The organism is candidate division KSB1 bacterium (assembly GCA_034506255.1).
GTDB lineage: Bacteria > Zhuqueibacterota > Zhuqueibacteria > Zhuqueibacterales > Zhuqueibacteraceae > Coneutiohabitans > Coneutiohabitans thermophilus.
In genome coordinates this window covers 19587-43924 of the sequence record JAPDPX010000010.1, presented here as the reverse complement: position 1 = coordinate 43924, position 24338 = coordinate 19587, and the positions used below count along the sequence as shown (strand labels likewise).

18 protein-coding genes are annotated in these 24338 nt (G+C 61.8%); 17 read left to right on the top strand and 1 reads right to left on the bottom strand.

Annotation, left to right across the window (positions count from 1 at the left end):
• The first annotated feature begins 6 nt into the window (after nt 1–6).
• The 10 genes from ONB52_19235 (at nt 7) to ONB52_19190 (ending at nt 14200) form a co-directional block, all read left to right on the top strand.
• On the top strand, nt 7–1428 hold the full coding sequence (locus ONB52_19235) for a B12-binding domain-containing radical SAM protein (protein MDZ7418265.1): 1422 nt from the start codon (nt 7–9) through the stop codon (nt 1426–1428).
• 47 nt (nt 1429–1475) lie between these two features.
• The gene (locus ONB52_19230; GenBank protein ID MDZ7418264.1) at nt 1476–2471 is read left to right on the top strand and encodes an endonuclease/exonuclease/phosphatase family protein; all 996 of its coding nucleotides are present in this window, start codon (nt 1476–1478) and stop codon (nt 2469–2471) included.
• A 150-nt stretch (nt 2472–2621) separates the two neighbouring features.
• Nucleotides 2622–4091: a B12-binding domain-containing radical SAM protein gene (locus tag ONB52_19225; protein ID MDZ7418263.1), complete on the top strand. Its 1470-nt coding sequence runs from the start codon at nt 2622–2624 to the stop codon at nt 4089–4091.
• A gap of 54 nt (nt 4092–4145) precedes the next feature.
• Entirely contained in the window at nt 4146–4874 is a 729-nt protein-coding gene (locus ONB52_19220; protein MDZ7418262.1) for a class I SAM-dependent methyltransferase, read from the top strand.
• A gap of 6 nt (nt 4875–4880) precedes the next feature.
• Nucleotides 4881–6098, top strand: a complete 1218-nt coding sequence (locus ONB52_19215; protein MDZ7418261.1) for an amidohydrolase family protein — start codon at nt 4881–4883, stop codon at nt 6096–6098.
• Nucleotides 6099–6729: 631 nt separating this feature from the next.
• Complete coding sequence (locus tag ONB52_19210; protein ID MDZ7418260.1) at nt 6730–8208, top strand: B12-binding domain-containing radical SAM protein; 1479 nt, start codon at nt 6730–6732, stop codon at nt 8206–8208.
• 364 nt (nt 8209–8572) lie between these two features.
• Nucleotides 8573–8875, top strand: coding sequence for a DUF962 domain-containing protein (locus ONB52_19205; protein ID MDZ7418259.1), 303 nt, complete (start codon nt 8573–8575; stop codon nt 8873–8875).
• 258 nt (nt 8876–9133) lie between these two features.
• Complete coding sequence (locus tag ONB52_19200; GenBank protein ID MDZ7418258.1) at nt 9134–10444, top strand: flippase; 1311 nt, start codon at nt 9134–9136, stop codon at nt 10442–10444.
• Nucleotides 10445–10490: 46 nt separating this feature from the next.
• On the top strand, nt 10491–11480 hold the full coding sequence (locus tag ONB52_19195; protein MDZ7418257.1) for a threonine/serine dehydratase: 990 nt from the start codon (nt 10491–10493) through the stop codon (nt 11478–11480).
• Between the two features lie 509 nt (nt 11481–11989).
• Nucleotides 11990–14200 (top strand): glycosyltransferase 87 family protein, encoded by a 2211-nt coding sequence (locus ONB52_19190; GenBank protein ID MDZ7418256.1) that lies wholly within the window; start codon nt 11990–11992, stop codon nt 14198–14200.
• A 29-nt stretch (nt 14201–14229) separates the two neighbouring features.
• Here the strand turns inward: ONB52_19190 and ONB52_19185 are convergent, their stop codons facing one another.
• Nucleotides 14230–15006 (bottom strand): glycosyltransferase family 2 protein, encoded by a 777-nt coding sequence (locus ONB52_19185; protein MDZ7418255.1) that lies wholly within the window; start codon nt 15004–15006, stop codon nt 14230–14232.
• Nucleotides 15007–15067: 61 nt separating this feature from the next.
• Between ONB52_19185 and ONB52_19180 the strand changes: the two genes are divergently transcribed.
• The 7 genes from ONB52_19180 to ONB52_19150 all read left to right on the top strand — a co-directional run bounded on the left by ONB52_19180 (nt 15068) and on the right by ONB52_19150 (nt 24327).
• The gene (locus ONB52_19180) at nt 15068–15550 is read left to right on the top strand and encodes an HXXEE domain-containing protein (protein ID MDZ7418254.1); all 483 of its coding nucleotides are present in this window, start codon (nt 15068–15070) and stop codon (nt 15548–15550) included.
• Nucleotides 15547–17064, top strand: a complete 1518-nt coding sequence (locus ONB52_19175) for a hypothetical protein (protein MDZ7418253.1) — start codon at nt 15547–15549, stop codon at nt 17062–17064. The genes ONB52_19180 and ONB52_19175 overlap by 4 nt, the downstream gene beginning before the upstream one ends.
• Nucleotides 17065–17215: 151 nt before the next feature.
• Entirely contained in the window at nt 17216–18766 is a 1551-nt protein-coding gene (locus tag ONB52_19170) for a B12-binding domain-containing radical SAM protein (GenBank protein MDZ7418252.1), read from the top strand.
• Between the two features lie 261 nt (nt 18767–19027).
• Nucleotides 19028–19606 carry a TIGR00730 family Rossman fold protein gene (locus ONB52_19165; protein ID MDZ7418251.1) on the top strand — a complete coding sequence of 193 codons (579 nt, stop codon included), beginning with the start codon at nt 19028–19030 and terminating at the stop codon, nt 19604–19606.
• 249 nt (nt 19607–19855) lie between these two features.
• Nucleotides 19856–21157 carry an aminotransferase class V-fold PLP-dependent enzyme gene (locus tag ONB52_19160; protein ID MDZ7418250.1) on the top strand — a complete coding sequence of 434 codons (1302 nt, stop codon included), beginning with the start codon at nt 19856–19858 and terminating at the stop codon, nt 21155–21157.
• 88 nt (nt 21158–21245) lie between these two features.
• Nucleotides 21246–22784: a phospholipid carrier-dependent glycosyltransferase gene (locus tag ONB52_19155; GenBank protein MDZ7418249.1), complete on the top strand. Its 1539-nt coding sequence runs from the start codon at nt 21246–21248 to the stop codon at nt 22782–22784.
• Nucleotides 22785–22926: 142 nt separating this feature from the next.
• Entirely contained in the window at nt 22927–24327 is a 1401-nt protein-coding gene (locus ONB52_19150) for a B12-binding domain-containing radical SAM protein (protein ID MDZ7418248.1), read from the top strand.
• Nucleotides 24328–24338: the final 11 nt, after the last annotated feature.

The following is a 24338-nucleotide window of genomic DNA, read 5'->3' as shown; positions in this document are numbered from 1 at the left end:
GCACCCGTGAACACACAACGCCGGAAAATTCTGCTTTACAATCCCCGCGCGGTGTTCTTCACCATGCCGCTCGGCCTGCTGGCCATTGCCTCGAACCTCGACCCGGCGCGCTTTGAGGTGATCATCGTCGACGGCCGCCTCACGGACGATCCCCTGGCCGCGCTGCGGCCGCATCTGCCGGACGCGCTCTGTCTGGGCGTTTCCGTGCTCACCGGTGCGCCAATTCGTGATGCCCTGTGCCTCTCGCGTGCCGTCAAAACACTGCAGCCGGATTTGCCTGTCGTGTGGGGCGGCTGGCATCCCTCGCTTTTTCCCACCGAATGCCTGGCGGAAAAAGCAATCGATATCACTGCGCAGGGACAGGGGGAGGCAACGTTTCGCGAGCTGGTGGAGAGGCTGGCCGCCGGCGAAAGTCTGCAGGGCGTGGCCGGCCTGGCTTATCGTGCGGGCGGGACAATTCAGCAGAATCCGGCCCGACCGCTGTGCGACATGAACACCTTCCCGCCGGCACGCTATGATCTGATTCCGGTGGAGGAATACTTTCGCCGCAAACAGCAGCGCCAGCTCGATTACATCTCCTCGATCGGCTGTCACTTCCGCTGCGCGTTTTGCGCCGATCCCCAGGTCTTCAAACGCAAATGGAACGGAATCGCGCCGGAGCGCATGGGCGAAGAGCTCGAGCAGCTCTGGCATCGTTTCGCTTTCGCGGATCTCAATTTTCAAGACGAGACCTTTTTCACGCATGCCGATCGCGTCGCGGCCATTGCCGAGGAGTTTTTGCGGCGTCATCTGCGATTCACCTGGGCCGGCACGCTGCGCGCCGATCAGGCGGTGCGCATGCCCGATGACCTCTTCGCCCTGTGCCGGCGCGCCGGCTTGCGCCGGGTCATGGTCGGCGTGGAATCGGGGGATCCGCAAACCCTGCGCTGGCTGAAGAAGGATATCACCATCGAACAGGTTTTCGCGACAGCGGAGCGCTGCAAGCGCTTCAATCTCGCCGCGATTTTTCCCTTCATCGTCGGGTTTCCCCAGGAATCGCCCGAGAGTGTTGCCGCGAGCCTGCAGGCCGCCAAACGGCTGCGCGCGATGAGCCCGAAATTCGAAACCGTGATTTTTTTCTATCAGCCCTATCCCGGTTCGCCGCTGGCCGATCTCGTGCGCACCCGCGGCTATCCCATGCCGCAAGCACTCGAAGAGTGGGCGGCATTCGATTACGTGGAATCCCGCGGCGCGTGGGTGTCGCCGGAAAAGTGGGAGTACGTGCAGCGCTTCAAATTCTATCACCGCTTCGCCTGGTCGGAGAATGGCGGTTGGGTGAAATGGCCGGTCAGACAGTTGGCACGATGGCGGTGCCAGCATGATTTTTACGCCTTTCCGATCGAAAAAAAGCTGGCGGAGTGGCTGCGGCCGGCCGCGCCGTTATCGTGAAACGCCGCCCGGCATTTTCCCGAAGTGTCTGCAAAAGGAGAAGAAGCATGGCAATTTCACTGCGCCTGGCAACATTCAACCTGGAGAATTTCGACGACAAGCCCGGCCAATCCCCCACCCTGGCGGACCGCATCGCGGTGATGCGGCCGCAATTGCAGCGTTTGCGCGCCGATGTTCTCTGCCTGCAGGAAGTCAACGGCCAGGAGCAAACCGGCCAGCCGCGGCAATTGCCGGCCCTGCAACGATTGCTGCAAAACACGCCTTACGCGGCTTATCATCTCGCATACACCCGCACCAGCAACAACCAGGCCTATGACGAACGCAACCTGGTCGTCGTCAGCCGCTTCCCGGTGATCGCCCAGCAACAGATTCGCCATGATTATGCGCGCGAACCGCTTTATCGCAAGATGACGGCGATCCCCGCCGAAACCGAAGCGAAAGCCGTAACCTGGGAGCGGCCGATTCTGCACGTCACGCTCGATCTCGGCGGCGGCCGCAAACTGCACGTCATCAATCTGCATTTGAAATCGAAAGTGCCGGGCAATATTCCGGGACAACAGATCACCCAGGACAAATGGCGCACGGTGGCGGGGTGGGCGGAGGGATATTTCATTTCGTCGATGAAACGCGTCGGCCAGGCGCTGGAAACGCGCATGCTGATCGATCAGCTTTTCGATGCAGCCCTGGCCGCCGGCGAAGAAGCCCTGATTGTCGTGGCCGGTGATTTCAACGCCGATCTCGACGACGTGCCAATACATGCCATTCGCGGGCAGGTGGAAGACACCGGCAATCCCGCGCTGCTGGCGCGGGTGCTCGCCCCCTGCGAGCTGTCCGTGCCCGCCTCCGCGCGCTACAGCTTTTTACACCTCGGCCGGGGCATGATGCTCGATCACATTCTCGTCTCGCGGCCGCTGCTGGCGTATTATCGCGGCACCGAAATCCACAACGAAACCCTGCCGGATGAATCCGGTGCCTTCCGCACCGACGTGGAATTTCCCGAATCTGATCATGCGCCGGTGGTGGCGGAATTCGAGCTGCCGTAGTTGTTTGACCACCCGGCCGCAGGGGCATGCCGGCGGATCTTGTGGAGCACCCGGTGTTGTGCACAGTACTCCCGAAAAAAAGCAAAAGCCCGGGCGCATCTTGCGAAGTGACAGGGCCTTCAGCTTTTCCGATACCAACTTCAGCGTTTTATGATCATCCTCTACAATCCTCCCAGCACGCCCTCGAAAAAGCCGCATTTGCCGATGTCGCTGCTCGCGGTCGCCGCGCTGCTGGAGGGCGAATTCGACTATGAAATCGTCGACGGCAATTTGCTGGATGATCCCGTCGCCCGCATCGTTGCCCTCGCCAAGGAAAAGAAGGCCCGGGCCATCGGCTTCACTGTCATGCCCGGCCCGCAGTTGAACCATGCCGTGCCGCACGCGCAGCAGGTGAAGCGCGCCCTGCCGCAGGTTCCGATCATTTGGGGCGGCTATTTCCCCTCGCAACACAGCGACACCTGTTTGCGCGAGGATTATATCGACTTTTGCATTCACAGCCAGGGCGAACAGACACTGCTCGAGCTCATGCGCGTGCTCACCCACGGCGGCGACCTTGCTGCCATTGCAGGCTTAAGCTACAAGGAAAACGGCGGCATCAAACACAATCCCCATCGTCCGCTCATCCCGCTCGACAAACTGCCGGACTGGCCTTATCACAAAGTCGCGATGGCGCGCTATCTCTACGCCGGCTACCTGGGCCGGCGCGTCGGCACGCACAACTCCTCGTTCGGCTGCCCGTTCGCCTGCAACTTTTGTGCGGTGGTGGACATGGTCAAGCAGCGCTGGCTGGCGCAATCCGCCGCCCGGCTGGCGCGCATCGTACAGCAGCAACACCGGCAGTTCGGCATCGACGCCATACAGTTTCATGACATGGATTTTTTCATTTCCGAGCCGCGGGTGGCGGAATTCTGCGAACGCATCACCCCGCTGCGCATCAACTGGTGGGCGCTGGGCCGGGTCGACGAGTTGATGCGCTACGCCGACACCACCTGGCAAAAAATGAAAGCCAGCGGCCTGAAAATGGTGTTCAGTGGTGCCGAAACCGGCTCGGAGGAACTGCTGCAGCGCATGAACAAGGGCGGCCGGTTCAAAGTGGAGCAAACGGTGGCGCTTGCCCGGCGCATGAAATCCTACGGCATCGTGCCGGAGTTTTCCTTCGTGATGGGCAATCCGCCCGAGCCGCTGGCCGACATCGAGAACACGATCGCATTCATCCGCCGCCTCAAACGCGTCAATCCCGCCACCGAAGTGATCCTCTATCTCTACACCCCGGTGCCGCACGACGGCACGCTTTACCAGGAGGCACGCGCCCTGGGCTTCAAATTCCCCGACACGCTCAGCGAGTGGGTGAGCGGCGACTGGCGCCATTTCTCGATCCGCCGCGACCCCAGCCTGCCGTGGCTCAACCCGCGCCTGCGTCAACGGGTGCGTGATTTCGAAAGCGTGCTCAACGCCTACTATCCCACGGTGACCGACAGAAACATGAATCGCTGCAAGCGCATCGTGCTGCGCAGCCTGGGTGGCTGGCGTTATCACCTGAAATTCTATCATTACCCTTTCGAACTGCGCGCCTTTCACAAATTCTTCGGCTATCAGCGGCCGGAGACCACCGGGTTTTGAGACATGTTTGCCCGTTTACATGACTACCTCATGGTGTCATCCCGCAGGCGGCTTGTGAGGTTCGGCCGCGCTGCCGCATCCGCCCAAGATTCCGGCAGCCTGACGAACGGCGCCGAATTGCCGCAAAGCGGCAATCTCCTCGAACCCGCCGCCGCCTATGCGCGCTGGGCGGCAACTTATCCCCCCGCGCCGCACAATCTCTTCATGGAAATGGAGCAGGCGGCGATGCTCGCGCTGCTGCCCGGGGTGCGCAACAAAAACTGCCTCGATCTCGCCTGTGGCAGCGGGCGTTATCTCAACATTCTGCGCCAACGCGGCGCGGCGCAGGTGCTCGGTCTGGATTTTTCACGGGAAATGCTGGCGGCCGCCTCGGCACATCATCATCAACTGCTGCAGGGTGATCTGCGGGCACTGCCGCTGGCCGCAGAGTCGTTCGATCTCGTGGTGTGCGGTTTGGCGGTCGGGCATGTGGAAAATTTGCACGCCGTCCTTGCCGAAATCGCCCGCGTCCTGCGCGCCGGCGGTGAATTGCTCTATTCGGATTTTCATCCATTCGGCGCTCTTGCCGGCTGGCGGCGAACCTTTCATGACCGGGACGGCAGGGAATACACGGTGCGCCACTTCATGCACGGGTTTGCAGATCATGTCGCGGCCTGCCACGCCGCCGGCTTGCAGATTACCGTCGTGCACGAGCCGAAAATCGCCGTCGCGCATCGCTGGCGGGGGTTCCCGGCGGTGCTGGTGATTCGGGCAAATAAAATGCGGGGCGAAAATCGCGGGTGAGATGACATGCCGGGTCGCCCTCTGCTTTCTTTGATCGGCAACCGTGGTCGCGAGGCTTCCCTCACCTTCATCAACGCCGCCCTCCTGGGCGAACAGGGCATCATCGCCACCTCGTTGCGCCTCCGGCATGGCCGCGTGGATGCGATCGACGCCGTGCCCGGCCGCGGCGATCTGATTGTCGATCTCGGCGGCGATCTGCTTGCGCCCGGCCTGATCAACGCCCATGATCATCTCGAATTCAACTGCTTCCAGCGCCTGAAATGGCGCGCGCACCATCGCAATGTCGCGGAGTGGATTGCCGACTTTCAGCCGCGCTTCGCGACGGATCCGGATCTGCGCGGGCCGCTGGCCATTCCGGTCGCGGATCGCTTGTGGATCGGTGGGATCAAGAATTTGCTCAGTGGCGTCACCACGGTGTGCCATCACAATCCCTGGCAGCGCGCGCTCGACCACGGCTTTCCGGTGCGCGTGGTCAAAAAATTTCGCCACAGCCATTCGCTCTTGATTGACGGCGAAAAGGTCGCGGCGGCGTATCGACGCACACCGCGCGGCTGGCCCTGGATCATCCATCTCGCCGAAGGCATTGATGCCGCGGCCGCGGCGGAATTGACGCGCCTGCAGGAACTGGGATGCCTGCAGGCCAACACGGTGCTCGTGCACGGCGTCGGCCTCACCGCTGCCGATCGCGCACGTGTGATCGACCGTGGCGGAGCATTGATTTGGTGTCCGTCCTCCAATCAATTTCTGTTCGGAGAAACCGCGCAGGTGGCGGAACTGGCGGCCGCCGGGCGGGTGGCGCTGGGCAGCGATTCGCGCCTGAGCGGTGAGCAGGATTTGCTGGCGGAATTGCAGATTGCGCATGCCACCCGGCAAGTCGATGCCAGGGCGCTCTTTCGCATGGTGAGCAGTGATGCCGCAAGAATTCTGCGCCTGCCGCGGGCCGGCCGCCTCGCCCCCGGCGGGCCCGCGGATTTGGTGGTTTTTCCCGCGCGCGGCGGCGATCCCTTCGGCGCACTGGTGACCGCCAGACGTGCAGCGCTTCGCCTAGTGATGATTGCCGGGCGGCCTCGTCTCGGGGATGTGGACATGGCCCCGGTTTTTGCTGCCGCGAAAGTGGCCACTGTGCGCGCCAGAGTTGACGGTGTTGAAAAACTGCTGGCGGCCGCCATCGCGCAACGCCTGAAGCGTGCGGCGGTGACCGAACCGGGCTTGGAAATCTTGTGAAGCCGCCTGACGCTCGCGAGTTTTGACGAAGCCGTGCAACAAGGTTTTGCCGTGGCCGGGAGATGGGATGCTGCTGCCCGAGGCCACAGCCGGATCGTGGTGGAGCGTTTTTCAAGCCACGCCGCCCGATGCCAAATCAGCTTTGTTGGTAATGCCTCAGTTACATGCAGGAACGGTGGCGCAGACATCTGGTCTGCAGGCGGGGATGCCCAATGTCACAAACAAAGCAAAAAACTCTCCCGCAAAGGGTTTTTCTGCCGCACTTGCCGTACAACAAGTCTCAGCACCACAAAAACCGCACAGGCCACCAGATTTTGGCTCGTGCTCTTGGTGGGCTGCATGGTTCAAAAATCTTTACGGTGACAGTTGCGTCCCTTTTCGATCTGCCACGGCTTGGCCGTGGCAGATCTGCCGAGAGCCTCCGCATGATCGCAAGATAAAGCCACCGTCAAACCGTGGCGGAACGATTATTCTTTGCGAAACCTCTGCGGCTTCATGTCCCTGCGTGTTTTGGCTTTTGGATTTTATTGCTGGGAAAAAGTCAGCAGCATTGGGCAGGGATGCCTGTGCCGCTCCACACATTCATGCTACCGAGAGATTACCGTCGTTTTGCTTTCGAGGATCGCTTCCCATGTCCCGCAAGAAAAAAGTCGTTTTCTTTTTTCCCTCCTACGGCAGCGACGAAGCCTGCCCGCCGCTGGCACTCATTGCCATCGCCGGACCGCTGGTCACTGCCGGCTTCGAGGTCAAAATCATCGATGCGGCGCTCGAGCCGGATTACGTCAACGCCGTGTTGCGCGAAATGGATGATGCCCTCTGCCTGGGCATGTCCTTCATCACCGGCTCGATGATCGATGGCGCGGTGCAGGTGGGCCGTGCGGTCAAGGAAAAATATCCCGGCGTCCCCATCGTGCTGGGCGGCTGGCATCCTTCGATTCTGCCGGAACAAACCCTGAAGGCTTCCTTCGTCGATGTTGTAGCCTTGCGCCAGGGCGAAATGACCATGCTGGAGCTGGCGCAACATTTTGCCGAAGGCGCCCCCCTGGCGGACGTGACCGGCATTCTCTGGAAGGAGGGCGACCACATCCAGTGGAATCCCGCCCGCCATTATCCGCGCGTCGCCGAGCTGCCCAGCCGCATTCCCGGCTATGAGCTGATTGATTACGATCGCTACCAGGCCCTGCACGGCATGCGCTGGATCATGTATTCCTCCAGCCACGGCTGCCCCTACAACTGCAGCTATTGCTCCAACGCCTCGGTGTACGGCCGCAATCTCGACGTGCTGCCGGTCGAGCAGGTGGTCGACGAAGTTACCTATCTCGTGCGCAAATACCGCCTGGGACTGGTGGGCATCATCGATGATCTTTTTTTCGCCTCGCGCGAGCGCAGCCTGCAGATCGCCGAGGGCTTCGTGCGTGCGGCGGTGCCCTTCCAATGGTACATCCAGGACCGCGCCGATTCCTGGGCGCGGCTGACCACCGCGCAGGCCCGCCTCTACCGCCGTGCCGGGCTCGTGCGCATTCACTTCGGTGCGGAATCCGGCTCCGACGAAGTGCTGAAATCGATCGAGAAAAAATCCAACACCGAGAAGACGCTCGCCGCGGTGCAGCGCTGCAAAGAGGCGGACATCCGCGCCAGCTTCGGCTTCATCTTCGGGCTGCCGGCCGAAACCGAGGCGGATCTGCGTCTCACCCTCGATCTCATTCACCGCATCTATTCCGCCTATGACAAGGCCGATTGCTACACCAACATTTTCACCCCCTATCCCGGCTCGCCGCTGTGGCCGGTGAGTTTGAAGATGGGACTGCAGGCCCCGCAATCGCTGGAAGAATGGGCCAAATTTTACCCGCGTGTCACCTATTTGCCCTGGCTGGGTGAAGCCGGCCATCGCCGCCTGCAGGCCATCCGGCAATACCTTCGCTTTGGCTATCATCAGGTCAAAGTCGGGGAGAAGGCTTTTTCCTGGAAACACACGCTGCTGCTCAACCTGCTCAAGCCCACGGCGCGGCTGCGCGTGCAGCGCCACAAGTTCGGCTTTCCGCTGGAGGTGTATGCCTACTGGGGTTTGCAGCAATTGAAGAAGGGGTTCAGTTTGTACGAGAGATATTGAGGCGGCCGCGGGAAAAAGCCGCAGGCTTGCAAAACATCGGGCAATTGCGCAAGATTCGCAGCGGGTCAGCGCCGGCGCAAGCCATATTCGTCAAAGGACGCCAGGCAGCCTCGCGGCGCGGCAAGCGTCCGGCCAGTGAAGTGGCCTGCCTCGGCCCTGCTGAGGCGGCACGTTGAGACGAAAAACAAGTCGCCCGCCCAACCGGAGCAGAAACTGGCGGTGATGGCCGATTGCTTGCGGTGTCGCGATCGCATGTTGCGGATGACATCAGGATCAATGCCGGGCGGCGAAGCAAACAGGCAATGCAACTGTTGTTGGTTTTGCAGCAGTCGTCACCAACCCAACTCAAGAGGGAGCGCACACCATGTTCGCCGGAAAAACCTGGGACGAATGGATCGGCCAGTATGCGCAGAGCCACCAGCATCCCGTCAATCGTGCGTGTCACACCGTCGGCATTCCGTTGATTGCCCTGTCGGTGCTGCTGTTCATAGTCTCGCCCTTTATTGCGAACCTCTGGCGGCCGGCGCTGACCCTGTTTGTCATCGGCTGGATTTTTCAATTCGTCGGCCATGCTTTCGAAGGCAAACCGCCGGAGTTTTTCCGTGACTGGCGCTTTCTCTTCGTCGGCCTGCGCTGGTGGTTTGCCAAGGTGCGCGGCCGCGTGTGAGGCGAAAAGCGCCATCCGTCACATTGATGCCATCTCCGCCATACTGCGAAAATCCGCCTCCGATCCCTCCAGTCTGACTCTTGACGCGGCTATTGAGCTGCAAACCAATTTGTCACTGCGAGGATGCAAGGGGGCAAAGCGCAATGTTGGTTCTGTTTTTTCTCCTGGCGCACGCCGTTCGAAAAAATTTTCGTGGTGCGATCGACTCTGCGGAGCAATACGCCGCAGAGCCGGCTCCCGGCTGAGCGGCCCTTTCCCATGCCCGCCCTTCTGTCGAAACTGTTCAAGAACGCGGCCTGTCTTCTGATCATGAATCTCGGCACGCTGGCCGCGTTGTTTGCGTTCTCCGTGCTGCTGGCCAGAACGCTGGGGCGGGAGGCGCTCGGGCTTTATACTCTCTTCACGGCCATGCTCATGCCGTTTTCATACGCCGTTGATCTCGGGCAATCGACTTCATTGGTGCAGGAGATGGGACGCGCGCCGGCGGCCGGAAACCGCATTTTAAAAAACACGTTGCTGTTGAAAATCCTCCTGGGCCTGGCGGCAACGGCGGGGTTGCTGCTCTTCTCTTTTTTCTATTTCCAGAAAACGGAGGAACGCAGCCTGTTTCTGATTTTCGGCTTGCTGCTGTTGCCGCGCGGCCTGGGAGCAACGTTTGAGGCCGCGTTTCGCAGCCGGCAGAAAATGGCATTTCCCATGTGGGCCACTGTGGGCCATGGCGCGCTGCTGGTGTTCACCAGCTGGGGTCTGCTGCGCGCGGGTCATGCCCTGCCAACGATTATCGGGCTGCTGGTGTTGCTCGAAATTGCCAGGATGATTTCCCTCTGGTTGAGGTATCGCCGCGAAGAGGGCTTCAGCTTGCTTGCGGCCGGGCCGGGTTTTGACCGGACCATTGCACGCGAATCCTTCGCAACCGCGCTGCCGTTTTTCGTCACGGGCCTGCTCGGCATTCTGCACTATCGCCTGGATGTGATGCTGCTGGCGGCGCTGCGCGGCCATGCCGAAGTCGGCGTGTTTGGCGCAGCCGGCAGCTTTGTCAAAGTGCTGCGGGTCGCGCCCTCCGTCATTGTTGCTTCGTTCTTCCCGGCAATTGCAGGCATGCCGAAAAACTCGGCACAACTGCGCACGCTGGCCGCGAAGACCCTGCGGGTGCAATTGGCGCTCAGTTTGAGCCTCGCGGTGAGCATTTTCCTTTTGGCAGATTGGCTCATCGCCAAAACATATGATTTCCCCGGCACGGCCACCATACTGCGTGTGCAGGTATGGTCGATCATCCCGCTGGCGTTGTATTCGACGCTGGTTTACGTCTTCTTCCAGGCCGGCAAACCGGCGTGGAACATGGGCATCATGGCGGCGGCGGTGGCGTGCAATGCAGTGCTGAACTATTTGCTCATGCCGCGCTGGGGCGCACTCGGCGCCGCGATCAGCAGCGTGGCCAGCGAATCATTGTGTTGTGTTTTGTATTTCGGCTGCTACTTCGCGCTGCAGCGGTCTACTCTGCCGGAGTCTGCGGTGGTGGACCGGGCCGCCGGCAGGGTCAATTCCTCCGCGCCGTGCGACACGGAGTGAGTATGGTGCTCGTGAAGCGAAAACTGAAAACAACGAGGCCACTGCCATGAATGATCTCGCTGCCCGGGTGTTGCAGGCTGCCGGGCGTTTGCAGCCGCATGTGAAGGAGACGCCGCTCGAGTATTCCCTGCCACTGAGCCAGGACACCGGCTGCGAGGTTTATCTGAAGCTGGAGAATTTGCAGCACACCGGTTCTTTCAAAGCCCGCGGCGCCTTGAACAAGATGCTCGCCCTCGATCCGGCGCAGGCCGGCCGCGGGGTGGTCGCGGCCTCCACCGGCAATCACGGCGCGGCCGTCGCTTTCGCCGGCCGCAAGCTGGGCATCAAACCACTGATCTTCGTGCCGGACAATGCTTCGCCCGCGAAGCTGGCGGCCATTCGCCGGCTGGGCGCGGAGATTCGCGTGCATGGCCACGACTCGGTGATCACCGAGATCTTCGCGCGCGAGTATGCCCGCGAAAACAGTCTGATCTACATTTCGCCCTACAATGACGAGCAGGTGATCGCGGGTCAGGGAACGATCGGGGTCGAAATGGCGCGCCAGCACGACCATCTCGAGGCGGTGTTCGTCGCGCTCGGCGGCGGCGGCATGATCGCGGGCATCGCGGCCAGCCTCAAGGCCGTTTGGCCCGGCGTCAGAGTTATCGGTTGCTCGCCGCGCAACTCCTGCGTGATGATCGCATCGGTGAAAGCCGGGCGCATCGTGGAACTGGAATCGCTCCCCACCCTGTCCGACGGCACAGCCGGCGGGGTCGAAGCCGATGCCATCACACTGCCGTTGTGCCGCACTCTCGTGGATGACTATGTGACGGTCACCGAGGAGGAGATTGGCGCGACACTGCTGTGGTTCATCGAAACGCATCATCAGCTCATCGAAGGCGCGGCGGCAGTGGCGCTCGGCGGCTTTCTGCAGCAAGCCCATGCGTATCGCGGCCGGCCCGTCGCAGTGGTGATTTGCGGCGGCAATATCAGTCTGGCGACTTTGCGGCAGCTCCTGTGCGGCGCGGCGCCGGGTGCCCGGCTGCTCGCGCGTTGAGACGAAACCGCGCGGCAAATTTTATCGGACACGGACGAGCACAGATTTGCACGGATTCTCATCCGCGTCCTGCAAGCTTCGCGATGGTGCCAGTTTTCCGGGGTGAGTGCCCTGTCACGCGCAGGCCTCATCAGGATGAAAATATCGCGCAAAGCTGCTGTTTGCAATGCCGGCGGCAAGCCCGGTGCAGCCAACTTTTTCGAAACGGTGGAATTCGAGGACGAAGCAAACGCAAGGCTGCAACAACACAAATTCTTGTTGCCATCTTTCGCCTGAAGGCGGCTGCCCGGCAATCGGGTAACGAGCCGGCCTGGGCCGACTCGAGCTTTGAGCCTGCGATTTCAATCGCAGGCGGTGAGGGCAACACGAGCCCTGCAAAATTCATGGTGCCCCCTCTGCGACTTCGCGTCTTTATCTGAGAATTTTTTTGCCTGCCTTGAAAATTGGCAACAGCGGGCTGGAAGCCAGTGCAAAGCGTTTTCGTGCCAATGTTGGACAACGGCTCTCGCATGCGGTCAACTCTCTCATCATCGCGCCGCCTTGCGTTTGTGCTCGCGGCGACATTCACCGGCTTTGCGCTGCTGATCCTCCGGTTCGGCGTTCTTCCCGCCTTCAACAACACGCGCGGTGATTTCGCCAATTACTACACTGCCGCATGTTTGGTGCGCGAGGGCGCGCCGCTGGCACGCGCGTATCAGGATTTTGTCTGGTTCCAAATGGAGATGGACCGCAAAGGCATTGTGAACCAGGTCGGCGGATTCATCCCGCATCCGCCGCCCACCGCCATCGTGTTTCTGCCCTTGACGTTCCTCCCGGCAATCGCGGCGCGCAACGTGTGGACGGCGGTCAATCTCCTGCTGGTGGGGGTCTGCATTTACGGTTTGAGCCGCCTCACCCGGCTGCCCTGGCTGGCAACCGCGGTGATCTTTCTCGGCACCGGTTTCGGTTTGATCAACAACTTCCTGTTCGGCCAAATGTATCTGCTGCTCACCGCCACGCTCGTGCTGGGCCTGCTTGCGCAGCAGCAGGGTAAAGATTTGCAGGCGGGCATGTGGCTCGGCCTGTTGCTTCCGATGAAGTACATCGGGATTCTTTTTGTGGCTTATTTTGCGTGGCGGCGGCGCTGGCGATTGGTGCTCGCGGCCGGAGCGACGGTTGCCGCCGTCACCGGCGCAGCCGCGCTGCTGGCGGGCGTCGAGCCATTTCGCGTTTTTCTCACCGAAGTCTTTCCGCGTCATTGGCGCGGCGAAATCCAGGATCCCTTTGCCATTCTGTTTCAATCGTGGGCCAGTTTGTTTCGCCGGCTGTTTGTCTACAATGCCACCCTCAATCCCGCGCCGCCGCTGGCCTGCCCGCCGGCCTTTCACTTCCTCAGCGCGGCGGCATTTTGGGGCTTCACCGCGCTGGCCGTGTGGCTGTTCGCCGTGGTGCGCTTCGCGGCGCCGCGCCACCACTTCTTGTTCGAAATCGGCTTGCTGCCGTTGTGGTTTCTGCTGGTCTCGCCGAGCGGCACGACGTATCATTTTCTGCTGCTGACGTTGACCACCACCGCCTTCGCCGCCATCCTGCTCGAGCAGCAACGCGCGCACGCCGCCGCGGCGCTTGCCGTCCTGTTCATCGTGATCAATCTGCCGCATTATGTCAAACTCATGCCGCTGGCGCAGGGCTGGCTCACGCCGCTGGGATATTCCCGCTTGTGGCTGTTGTTGCTCTTCGGCGTGCTGGCCTGGCGCTTTTTCCGGCCGCTGATTTCGCTACGGCCAACGAAAACCAAACTGGGCAGAGTGCTGGCGGTTGCGGTGACTTTGATCGCGAGTCTCTCCGCTTTGGCGGCCAGCCGCGGCCGGCCGGCACCAGCGGAGGACGGCGCCACCTGGCTGGCCCTGGAGGACGCCGAATTCAAACGCCATCAGGGGCTGCTGATCAAACATCCCGATCTTGGCCGCCGGCGTCTGGTCTTCAGCTATTGCGAGTTTTGGAACGAGCAATACACCATTTTTTCCGCGGACTCCGGCCGGTGGACGCCGCTGGCGCGCCGCAACTATTACCATCCGGATCTCGCCGGGGATGATGCCAGTCTGCTGGTGCAAACGATCGTGCACGGTCGTGATGAAATTTGGCTGAGCCGCCGGCAGGGGGAGGAACCGCATTTCGTGGTGGCCGGCAGCCAGCCGAGCTGGCGGGAGGCCGGGAAGAGTTTTGTCTATGTCAACGGCGATGCGTTGTTCCTGGCGGTGCTGGCCGAGGAGCAGTTGCAACTGCGCGTGTTGCGCACCGCCGCTGGTGAGCAGATGCGGTTCTATGATCCCGCCTGTTCGCCGCACGGCAATCTGCTGGCCTATTGCGTCGAAGATGGCAATGCCGCCGCGCCGGAGAACCGCCGGTTTCAATTGCGGCTGCATGATTTTTCCGATGGCCGTGACGAACTGGTGCTGGCCGCGGATGAACCTTTGGAGCAGCCGGCATGGTCGCCGGATGAAAGCGTGTTGCTGTTCGCGCGCAGGCACAACGCCACGCTGACGCTCGCCGCGGTGAAGCTGGCACGCCGCCGCATGCCCGCGGCCGCCGACCGCATTCACTTGCTGACCACGGTTGCCGGTCACAATACTTCGCCCGTTTGGGACGCCGGGCATGACCGCATTCTCTTCACTTCCGACCGCGGCCGCGGCCTGGAATTCAGCGCACTTTTCGCACTGCCCGTGCCGCCGGCTCTGCGCTGAACAGGTCGGCATGACACGCGGCGGGCAAATCACGCTCGCCTGCCGGCTTGACTTCCTGACAAAAGCTCTCTATCTTGCGCCAGTTTTGCGGGCGGGCGAAAGCGATAGCGCAGCAACGTCAACAACGCCCGCAGACCGTGTCGCCAGGTGATCTTCTTGCCTTCGGCGCGCGAGCGGGGATAATAATGCACCGGGACTTCATGAATGGCGCAACCGCAGCGGGCGAGCCGGGCGGTCACTTCCGCACAAAACTCGAAGCCGGCATGTTCCAGCGGCAACACCCGGGCGAGCACGCGGCGGGTGAAGAGTTTGTAGCCGGTGGATTGATCCGTCAGGCGGCTGCCGAACAGCACGTTGGTCAGCCAGCTCAGCAGCCGGCCGCCCCAATAGAAAGGCAGCGAGGAATAATCCCGCGTGCCGAACACGCGCGCTCCCAGAATGCGCGAGCCGTAAACCACTTCGGCGCGGCCGGCGAGAACCGGGGCGAGCAGCGCGGCATAATCGCGAGGATCATATTCCAGGTCGGCATCCTGAATCAAAATGAGCTCGCCGGAGGCCTGCGCCAATCCCGCCTGCACTGCCGCAGCTTTGCCGCGATTGCGGCGCTGATGAACGAGCGTGAAGCTCCCGCTTGCCGCCAGTTGTTCGAGAATCTCTCCCGTGCCATCCTGTGAGCCGTCATTGACCACGATGATTTCGGGTTGGATGCCAAGATGGCGCAATTCGACGCGCTGCACGCGCGCCAAAATCTCGCGAATGGTGTTTGCTTCATTATAAGCCGGCACGATGATGGAAAGCGTTGTCATGGTTGGAAAATGGGGGGCGTGCCACCAGCAAGTCAAGCAAAAATTCGGCGGATGTCCGGTCATGTCTTTCACCCTCACGCCCTCTCCGTCGGCGTTGGCGGGAAAATGGGTGTGGCTCTTCCCGGCCACTTATCTCGTGCATCTCGGCGAGGAATTTTGCGGCGGGGAGGGCTTCTATCGCTGGCTGGTCCAATTCGCCGGGAACGGGCTGACCGCCGGGCAATTTCTCACCATTAATGCCGCCTTCATGAGCATCATGATCGCCAGCATGCTGCTGATCTTGCGCGCGCCAGCCTGGCGGTGGCTGCTTTGCGGATACGGCGCACTGGTGATGATCAATGGCATGCTGCACGGGATCGGCACCCTGATCACCGCCACCTACTCGCCGGGTTTGGTGTCGGGCATGCTGCTGTGGGTTCCGCTGGGCGTCTACACCCTCCGGCGCTGCCGCCGCGCGCTGCCGCCCGAAATGTTCTGGTTTGGCCTCTCCGCCGGCATCGCCATGCACGCCGCCGTCTCTTTAATTGCCCTGACCATCGGATGAAGCGCGTGCCCGGGCCGCAGGACACCATCCGCCGCGACATGCTGCTCATCTTCTCGTTCGGAGTGGCGCTGCGCCTGTTGCTGCTCTGGCTCTTTCCCGCGCCCTACGGCAATGACAGCATCGGCCGGCTTTACTTTCGCGACTCGCTTTTTCTCGCGCACTGGCTGCCGCTCACCCAGGCGCTGGTTTACCTGCCGGCCTTGCTCAGCCGGAGCATCGTACCGATTCGCCTGCTCTTTGCCGTGCTCGGCAGCCTGGCAGCCTGTGGCTTTTATCTCCTGCTGCGGCGGTGCTGCACACCGGCTTTCGCCCGCCTCGGCGGCCTGCTGTTCGCGGCCAATGCGCTCTTTGTCATTCTCTCGCTCATGCCCTATCAGGACGTGCTCTTCCTCGGGCTGTTTTATGCCGCGCTGGCATTGTTGTTTCAGCCGCAGCACATGCTGCGCTCGCGCACCGGTGGTCTGCTCTACGGCCTCGCCTGTCTCACGCGCTATGAAGCCTGGTTTGCGCTGCCCCTGCTTGTCCTGTGGAAAAGCCGGCCCCCCGCCACGGGGGCGCGTGTCGGTGTTGTGAGCAAAAACTTTTTTGCCGCCGCGCTGTTCTTTGGCTGGGCACCGGGGCTGTGGCTGCTGCTCAGCCAAGTCCATTGGGGGGAATGGCACGGCTTTTTGTTTCAAACCGCGGATCGCACCTTTTATGCCTGGCAGCCGCATTTTGAATTGGGCTGGGCGGTCCGCTACGCCGGCCGCATGCTCTACTGGTTGGGACTTTTCGGCTCGCCGCTTTTGCTCTTTGCCCTGCCCGGGATGCGGGCGCTGTGGCAGAAGCCTAAGTTCCGGCCTCCGGTTTTGAAATTGCTCTGCGCCTGGGCGGCACTGGTGTTGATTTTCTTCTTTTTCATCATCGGCAGGGAATTTGAAACGGTGAATCGTTTTGCCGCGATCCCGCTGAGCCTGGCACTCCTGCTCACCGTGATCGGCATGCAGGCCACGGTCGCCAATTTGAGGCAGCGCCGCGACTGCTGGGCACGCGGGCTTACCCCCTGCGGCGCGCATGTTGTGACGGCGTTGCTGCTGGCCGGCTTGACACTTTATGCGGCCATTCCCATGGCGCGGCTGCATGCCAATCCCGAATTTCGCGTGCCGTACGAGATTGCCCGCTTCCTGGATGGCGTGCTGTCCTCCGGCGAAAAGGCGCTGGTGGTGGCGGAACGCTTTCACCATTTGCAGGATGCCGCCCCCATGGCGTATCAGCGCATCGCGGCGCAGTCCCAATATCACCGCGAAAAAATTCTGTGCGCCGGCCTGCTCACCCGCGCGCAGCGCAGGGAATTGCTCGACTACGTGCGGCGGCAGCAGGTGAGATATTTGGTGCTCTTCACGAATTTTCAGCCCTGGCTGCCGGCGGATGTCTTTTTCACGGAATTCGTGCGCGCCGAGCCACAGCGTTGCCGGCCGGTCTTGCGTCTGGCGCAGGCCACGGTTTATGAAGTCACGCACTGGCCGGAATCATGAGGCCGCCTTTTCGCAAGTTTGTCTTCAGCGGTCATGGTACCAGCCTCCTCTCCGGCAGCGGCGTGGTGCCTGTTGCGCAGGAGGGTCGCGGCGGGAGGTCTTCAGCCACGATGAAACGGTCGTTCACAATTGCAACAACGGGAAAGCCGCGATGATCGATGTTTTGCTCGCCCATTCTTTTTTTCTCCGTTTCGATCCCAAACAGTGGCGGGCGATGCAGCCCTATCCCCCGCTGGGAACATTGTATGCCGCCGCCTATTTGCGCGCCCGGGGGTATCGCGTGGCCCTGTTCGACAGCATGCTCGCCGAAAGCCCGGCCGCGCTGCGCCCAATGCTCGAGCGCTATCAGCCGCGCGTGGTGGTGTTCTATGAGGACAGCTTCAACTGGCTGAGCAAGATGTGTCTCACGCGCATGCGCGCCGCCTGTTTTGCGATGATCAAGCTCGCCAAGTCCCTCGGGGTGCCGGTGATCGTCGCCGGCTCCGATGCCACCGATCAGCAACCGCTCTACTTCGAGGCAGGCGCGGATTATGTCCTCCTGGGCGAGGGTGAAATCTCGCTGGCCGAGTTGTTGGATGCGATGCTGCAGCGCCGGCCGCAGCCGCTGGATCAAATCGCAGGCCTCGCCTTCCGGCAAAACGGCGGCATCACAACCACTGCCAGCCGCGGCGTTCTCAAGGAGCTCGATCAACTGCCGTTTCCGGCGTGGGATCTGGTCGACATTGAGGCCTATCGCCATGCCTGGCGCCGCAAGCACGGCTATTTTTCGATGAACATGGTCACCACGCGCGGCTGCCCGTTTCGCTGCAACTGGTGCGCGAAACCGATTTACGGCGATCGCTACAATTCCCGCTCGCCCGAGAATGTCGCACAGGAGATGGCCTGGCTCAAGCGCCAGTACCAGCCGGATCACATTTGGTTCAGCGATGACATCTTCGGCCTCAAGCCGGGCTGGGTCGAGCGCTTCGCGCGTGCGGTGCATGCCGCCGGCGCGGTCATCCCCTTCAAGATTCAGGCGCGCGTCGATTTGCTGCACGAGGAAGTCGTCGTGGCGTTGAAGCAGGCCGGCTGCAAAACCGTGTGGGTGGGCGCGGAATCCGGCTCGCAGAAGATCCTCGAGGCGATGGACAAGGGCACGACCGTGGCGCAGATTTATGCCGCCGCCGAACGGTTGCACCGCCACGGCCTGGAAGTCTGTTTCTTTCTGCAATTCGGCTATCCCGGTGAGAGCGATGCCGACATCGCGAAAACGATTCAGATGGTGCACGATTGCCGGCCCGATGACATCGGCATCTCGGTGTCCTATCCGCTGCCCGGCACACGCTTTTATGAGCGTGTCCAGGGCGAGCTGGGCGGGAAACGCAACTGGGAGCACAGCAACGATCTCGATTTGATGTTCCGCGGCCGGTATCAGCCGGATTTTTACCGCCAGTTGCATCGCGTCGTGCATCAGGAGTTCCGGCTGCGCAAAACGGCGGCTCTGTTCGCGGAGATGCGGCGCCGGCCTGCGCTGCTGACCCCGCGCAATCTGCGGCGGGTGCTGGCTGCCGCCGGCCGCTGGCCGCTGCTGCAGCTTGCGCGGGCGCGCTTGTGGTGGCTGAAGAAACCGAATCGGGTGTTCGAACTGGAAGAGGCAGGGGCCGGCGGGGTGACGCAGGGGAAGCGCAAATACGCCGGCAGGAGTTTGGACAGTTTCTTGTGAAAAGAATTTTCGTGGCAGCCCCTTCAGGATTGCTGCCTGAGGGCATTACGCCGAAACTTGCTTTTCATCATGATCGGGTGGCAACATCGACAGCAACGATTGTTTTGCAACCTGACATTCATGCCGCGATCCGATTTGAACCGCGGGGGAGCCGGGGACGCCCGGTTTGTTTCATTTTGCATTCCTCGCGGCCGGCAATCGTTCAGACATTTTTTCCGGCCGGAACAACCGATGGTGCAACAAGCGAAAGGAGCAAGGCCCGTGCAACGGGTTTGCGTCTATTGCGCCTCCAGCAGCCAGTGTGATCCCTTCTATTTCGAGCAGACCCGCCGGCTGGGCGGGCTGCTGGCGCACCACGGTGTCACCATTGTTTTTGGCGGTGGCAGCACCGGTCTGATGGGGGCACTGGCGGACAGCGCGCTCGCCGCCGGCGGCAAAGTCATCGGCGTGCTGCCGCAGTTCATGCAGGAAGTGGAATGGGGCCACACTGGCCTCACCGAGCTGCATATCACCGACGACATGCATCAGCGCAAGCGCCTGATGATTGAAAAATCCCAGGGCCTGATTGCCCTGCCGGGCGGCAGCGGCACCCTGGAGGAGCTGTTCGAAGCCATCACCTGGAAGCGCCTTGGGCTGCACACGCATCCCATCGTGATCGTGAATCTGCGCGGCTTTTTCGATCCCGCGCTCGAGCTGCTCGAACGCTGCATTCGCGAGCGCTTCATGCGGCCGCAGCATCGCTTGCTGTGGTCGGTGGTGGATTCCGTTGACGGCGTGCTGGCGGCCCTCAACCACGCGGCACCCTGGGATCGCAACGCAATACGGGACGCCCGGGTTTGAGGCGGCGCAGCACGGGCACGGCAAAGCCTCTGCTGTCGGGCAAAGGATCCTGTCCGCCCGCGCCACAGCCTGGCAGTTTGCGCCACGGCATCCTGTTCGTTTCTTTGCGAGACGCAATGTCGGGCCATGGTGCTCTCCGGCAGATGCGGATTGGGGTTGTCGCTGGTGCGCGACCCGCCAGCACAGTGTGAGTCGCAGGCTTTTTTTACTGTTTTCCCGGCTGCTGACCAGCAAGAGAGGAGAGAGAGCATGTACAATCGCCGTTCATTTTTAGGGACTCTGGGTGGCGCCGCCGCCGCCCTGCTGGCTCTGCCCGCCCTGCGGCCGGCACGCTGGCAGGCGGTGTATGATGCATTTGCCGGCGAAACGCGGCCGCCGGCGGAAGTGGCGAGCGATGAAGCGCTCTGGTTCGAAGTGCAGCAGGCTTTCACGGTCGACCGCAGCCTGATCAATCTCAACAACGGCGGTGTCAGCCCCTCGCCCGCCATCGTGCAAGCCGCCGTGAAACGCCATCTCGATTTTTCCAACCAGGCGCCGGTCTACACCATGTGGCAAATTCTCGAGCCGGAGCGAGAGGGTGTGCGGCAGCGGCTGGCACGCACCTTCGGCTGCGACGCGGAGGAAATCGCGGTGACGCGCAATGCCTCCGAGGGCCTGCAGATTTGCCAGTTCGGTTTCGATCTCGCGCCGGGGGACGAGGTGCTCACCACCAACCAGGATTATCCCCGCATGATCACCTCCTGGCAGCAGCGCGAACGGCGCGACCGCATCAAACTGCGTCAGTTTTCACTGCCGGTGCCGTGCGAGGATCCCGCTCTGATCGTTTCTCTTTTTGAAAAGAACATCACGCCACGGACCCGGCTCATTCTCATGTGCCACATGATCAATCTCACCGGCCAGATTCTGCCGGTGAAGGAGGTGGTGCAGATGGCGCGCCGCCGCGGCATTCCGGTGATCGTCGATGGAGCGCATGCCTTCGCCCACTTCGCTTTCACGCAGGCCGATTTGGACTGCGACTATTACGCCACCAGCCTGCACAAATGGCTGTGCGCGCCGCACGGCACCGGCATGCTTTATGTCCGCCGCGACAGAATCAAAAGTCTGTGGCCAATGATGGCCGCGCCCGCCCTCCTGGACGACAACATCCGCAAGTTCGAGGAGATCGGCACGCATCCGGCAGCCAACTTCCTCGCCATCGCCGAGGCGCTCACATTTCATCAGGGCATCGGCGCCCAACGCAAGGAAGCCCGCCTGATTTATTTGCGCGACCGCTGGGCCAAACGGCTGCTGCAGCACGAGCGCGTGCGACTGCACACCAGCCTGAAGCCGGGGTTTGCCGGCGGTCTGGCCACCGTGCAAATCCAGGGCGTCGATTCCGTGGCGCTCACACGCCATTTGTGGGAACAGCACCGCATCATCGTGGTGCCCATCAAGCATGCCGAGTTCGAGGGCATCCGCGTCACCCCCAATGTTTACACCACGCTCGAAGAAATCGACCGTTTCGCGGACGCCATGGAACAGGTGATCAAACACGGACTGCCGAAAACGTGAATCCCGGAACGCTTGACGGCACCTGCAGCCCTCACGCCTGCTTTGCCAGGCCGGTGTCGCGGGCGGACGGCCCTCCGATCCCGCCGGCATGATGAAGAACAGCCACCTCCACACCCAGCCGGCCGCCTTCCGGGAAAGCCGGCGCATGGATCTTGGCCTCGGCTTGCTGCTCGTTGCTTTGGCCGCCGCCCTGCGCTTCTGGCAGCTCACCAGCCTGGGCCTCACCCATTTCGACGAAGGCTCTTACGCCATGACCGGCCGCTGGCTCGCCACCTTCGGCAGAGAGGGCTGGATTTTTCAATCCGGGCACGCGCCCGGTTTGTTTCCCACGCTGGTGGGAATCTGCTTTCTGCTGTTCGGGGTGCACGATTACGCCGCCATCGGCGTCTCCGCCGGCACCGGCAGCCTGACCGCGGGGGTGATCTATGCCATTGGCCGCTGCTGGTTCAACCGCGCCACCGCACTGCTCGCGGCGCTGTTCCTGGCCACCGCCGAGTATCATCTCATCTACTCGCGCCTGGCGCTGACCGATGCCACGTTCACGCTGCTGTTTTGGGCGAGTCTGGGATTTCTGTTCCTTGGCCTCAGGGAAAATCGCCGGCGCTGGTTCATCAGTGGCGGGGTGCTCACCGGGTTGTGCTGGAACACCAAGTATCACGGCTTTTTTCCGCTGCTGCTTGTCGGGGCCTGGCTCGTGGTGCAGGCGTGGTATCGTTTTGTGCGCCGACAACAGCCGGTGATTATCGCGGAACACTGGCGCCACCTCGGTCTGGCCGCGGTGCTTGCCGGCCTGCTGTATTTGCCCTGGTTCCTGTTCGTGCAGTTTTCGGTGGGCTACGGCGCCGTCCTGCAGTCGCAACTGGCGCATTCCTTCGGACAGGCCGCGCTGCTGGTGACGCCACCCCGCACGCTCTATTTTTATCTCAGCCATTGGCTCACCCCGGCATTGTTGCTGGCGGCCGTGGCCGGCGCGCTGGACGTGCTGCTGCGCCGCGATCGCAGCGGCTTGTTTCTCCTGCTGGCGCTGCTGCTGTTCACAGCCGCCACGCTTTTCTACCTGAGTTTTCCACGGCTGTTGTTGCCGGTGGTGCCGGGAGTGTGCCTGCTGGCGGCACTCGGCGTGCAGGCACCGGCACGTCTCCTCCGCCGTCGCAATCATTTGCTCAAGGCTGCGCTCGCCACCATCATGCTGGTGATGAACAGCCGGGCTGCACTGCCGGTGCTGGCATTGCGCACCGACGGATATCGCCGGGCGGCCGATTACCTGGCGGGCGTCCGCCTGCCGGTGCTGACCCAGATGAGCAAAAATTTCTATTTCTATGAGAACCGGCCATCATTCGAGCTGCGCCGCCGGCAACCTGCGGCGCTTGATTCGTTGCTCCGGCAGGCTGGGCATGCGGTGCTTGCGGTGGATCCCATCGTGCAGCGTTTTCCGGAGCTGGTGCAATGGCTGGCAAAGTGGCGTCCGCACCTCTCACGGGTGCACGAGATTCCCCTAATGATGTATGAGCCGGTTTATTATCAGGGCTTCGATCCCACCCGCCTGGCACACCTGCCACCGGTGATTGCACCGTTTCGCCCCGGCGGGGCGAAGATTGAGATTTACGAATGGAAGAATGAACGTTGAGATTCCTGTGCTGCCGCGGCTGCGGTTGAAACGACAATTTGAAGTTGCCTTCCCGGGCGCGGACCAGAGGCCGCGTCGTTCAACGGTATGCCGAACCGCAGGATCCGAGGCCCGGCAAGCACAACCTTTTCCCAATTGACTCATGGACCTTCTTCTCTGTCACGGCTATTTTCTGCAGGACGATGCCCGGGAGCGGGAAATCATGAAACCCTACCCGCCACTGGGGCTGCTCTACCTTTGCGCGTATCTCAAGCAAAGGGATTTTGCCGTGGAAATTTTCGATGGCACTTTCGCAGCCAGGCAGGACTTCGTGCAACTGCTGGCAGCGAAGCAGCCGGCCGTGGTCGGCCTCTATGCCAATCTCATGACAAAAGGCAACGTCCTGGCGATGATCCAGCAGGCGAAGCAGCACCACTGCGCGGTGATCGTTGGCGGACCAGATCCGCCCTGCTATGCCGAGGAATATCTCGACTGCGGCGCGGATATTGTCGTCATCGGCGAGGGCGAGCAAACGCTGGAAGAACTGCTCCCCATTCTGCTGGCGGGGAGCAGGGATCAACTCGTGCGGGTCGCCGGCATCGTCTTCCGCGACGAGCATGGCCGGGTGCAGCGCACACCGGCGCGTCCGCTGCTGCCCGATCTCGATCTTCTGCCCCTGCCCGACCGCGGCGCCATTGCCCTGCACCAATACGTTGATGCCTGGCGCACACATCATGGCACGGGCGCAGTATCGTTGATCACCAGCCGCGGCTGCCCCTACTCCTGCACCTGGTGCAGTCACTCGGTGTTCGGCAAATCGCTGCGCAAGCGCAGCCCGCACTTGTGCGCCGAAGAAGTCGAGCTGTTGCGCGCAACCTATCACCCCGACCTGCTGTGGTATGCCGATGATGTTTTCAACATCAACCACAAATGGCTGTTCGAATATGCCGCGGAATTGCGGCGCCGGGCGATCAAGCTGCCCTTTGAATGCATTTGCCGTGCCGATCGTCTCAATGAAGATATTGTGGCGTTGCTGGCGGCGATGGGCTGTTTTCGGGTGTGGCTGGGCTCGGAAAGCGGCTCGCAGCGGCTGCTGGATCAAATGAAGCGCGGCGTCAAAGCCGAGCAGGTGCAGGCCATGACCCGGCTGGCCCGGCGTTACGGCCTGGAAACCGGCATGTTCCTGATGTGGGGTTTTGAGGACGAAAACGAAGATGACATTGCCGCCACGATCGATCATGTGAAAAAAGCCAGCCCCGATCTCGTGCTGACCACGGTGAGCTATCCCATCAAGGGCACGGAATACTACCAGCGCATGGCCGGGCAAAATCTGATTGTGTCAAACGGCAAATGGCGGGAAAGCAGTGATCGTGATCATCGCATTCGCGGCCGGCACTCGCGGCGCTACTATGATTTTGCCAGTCGCTGGTTGTACGGTGAGCTGGCCATGCAGCGTCTGCGCGAAAATGGCGGCGGCAGTTGGCTGGCGCGGGCGCGCGCGGCGGTGCAGGCCAAAATCGGCAAACTCGGCATGGTCTGGACCGCCCATGAGCGGGAAGCGTGAAGCGATTACGT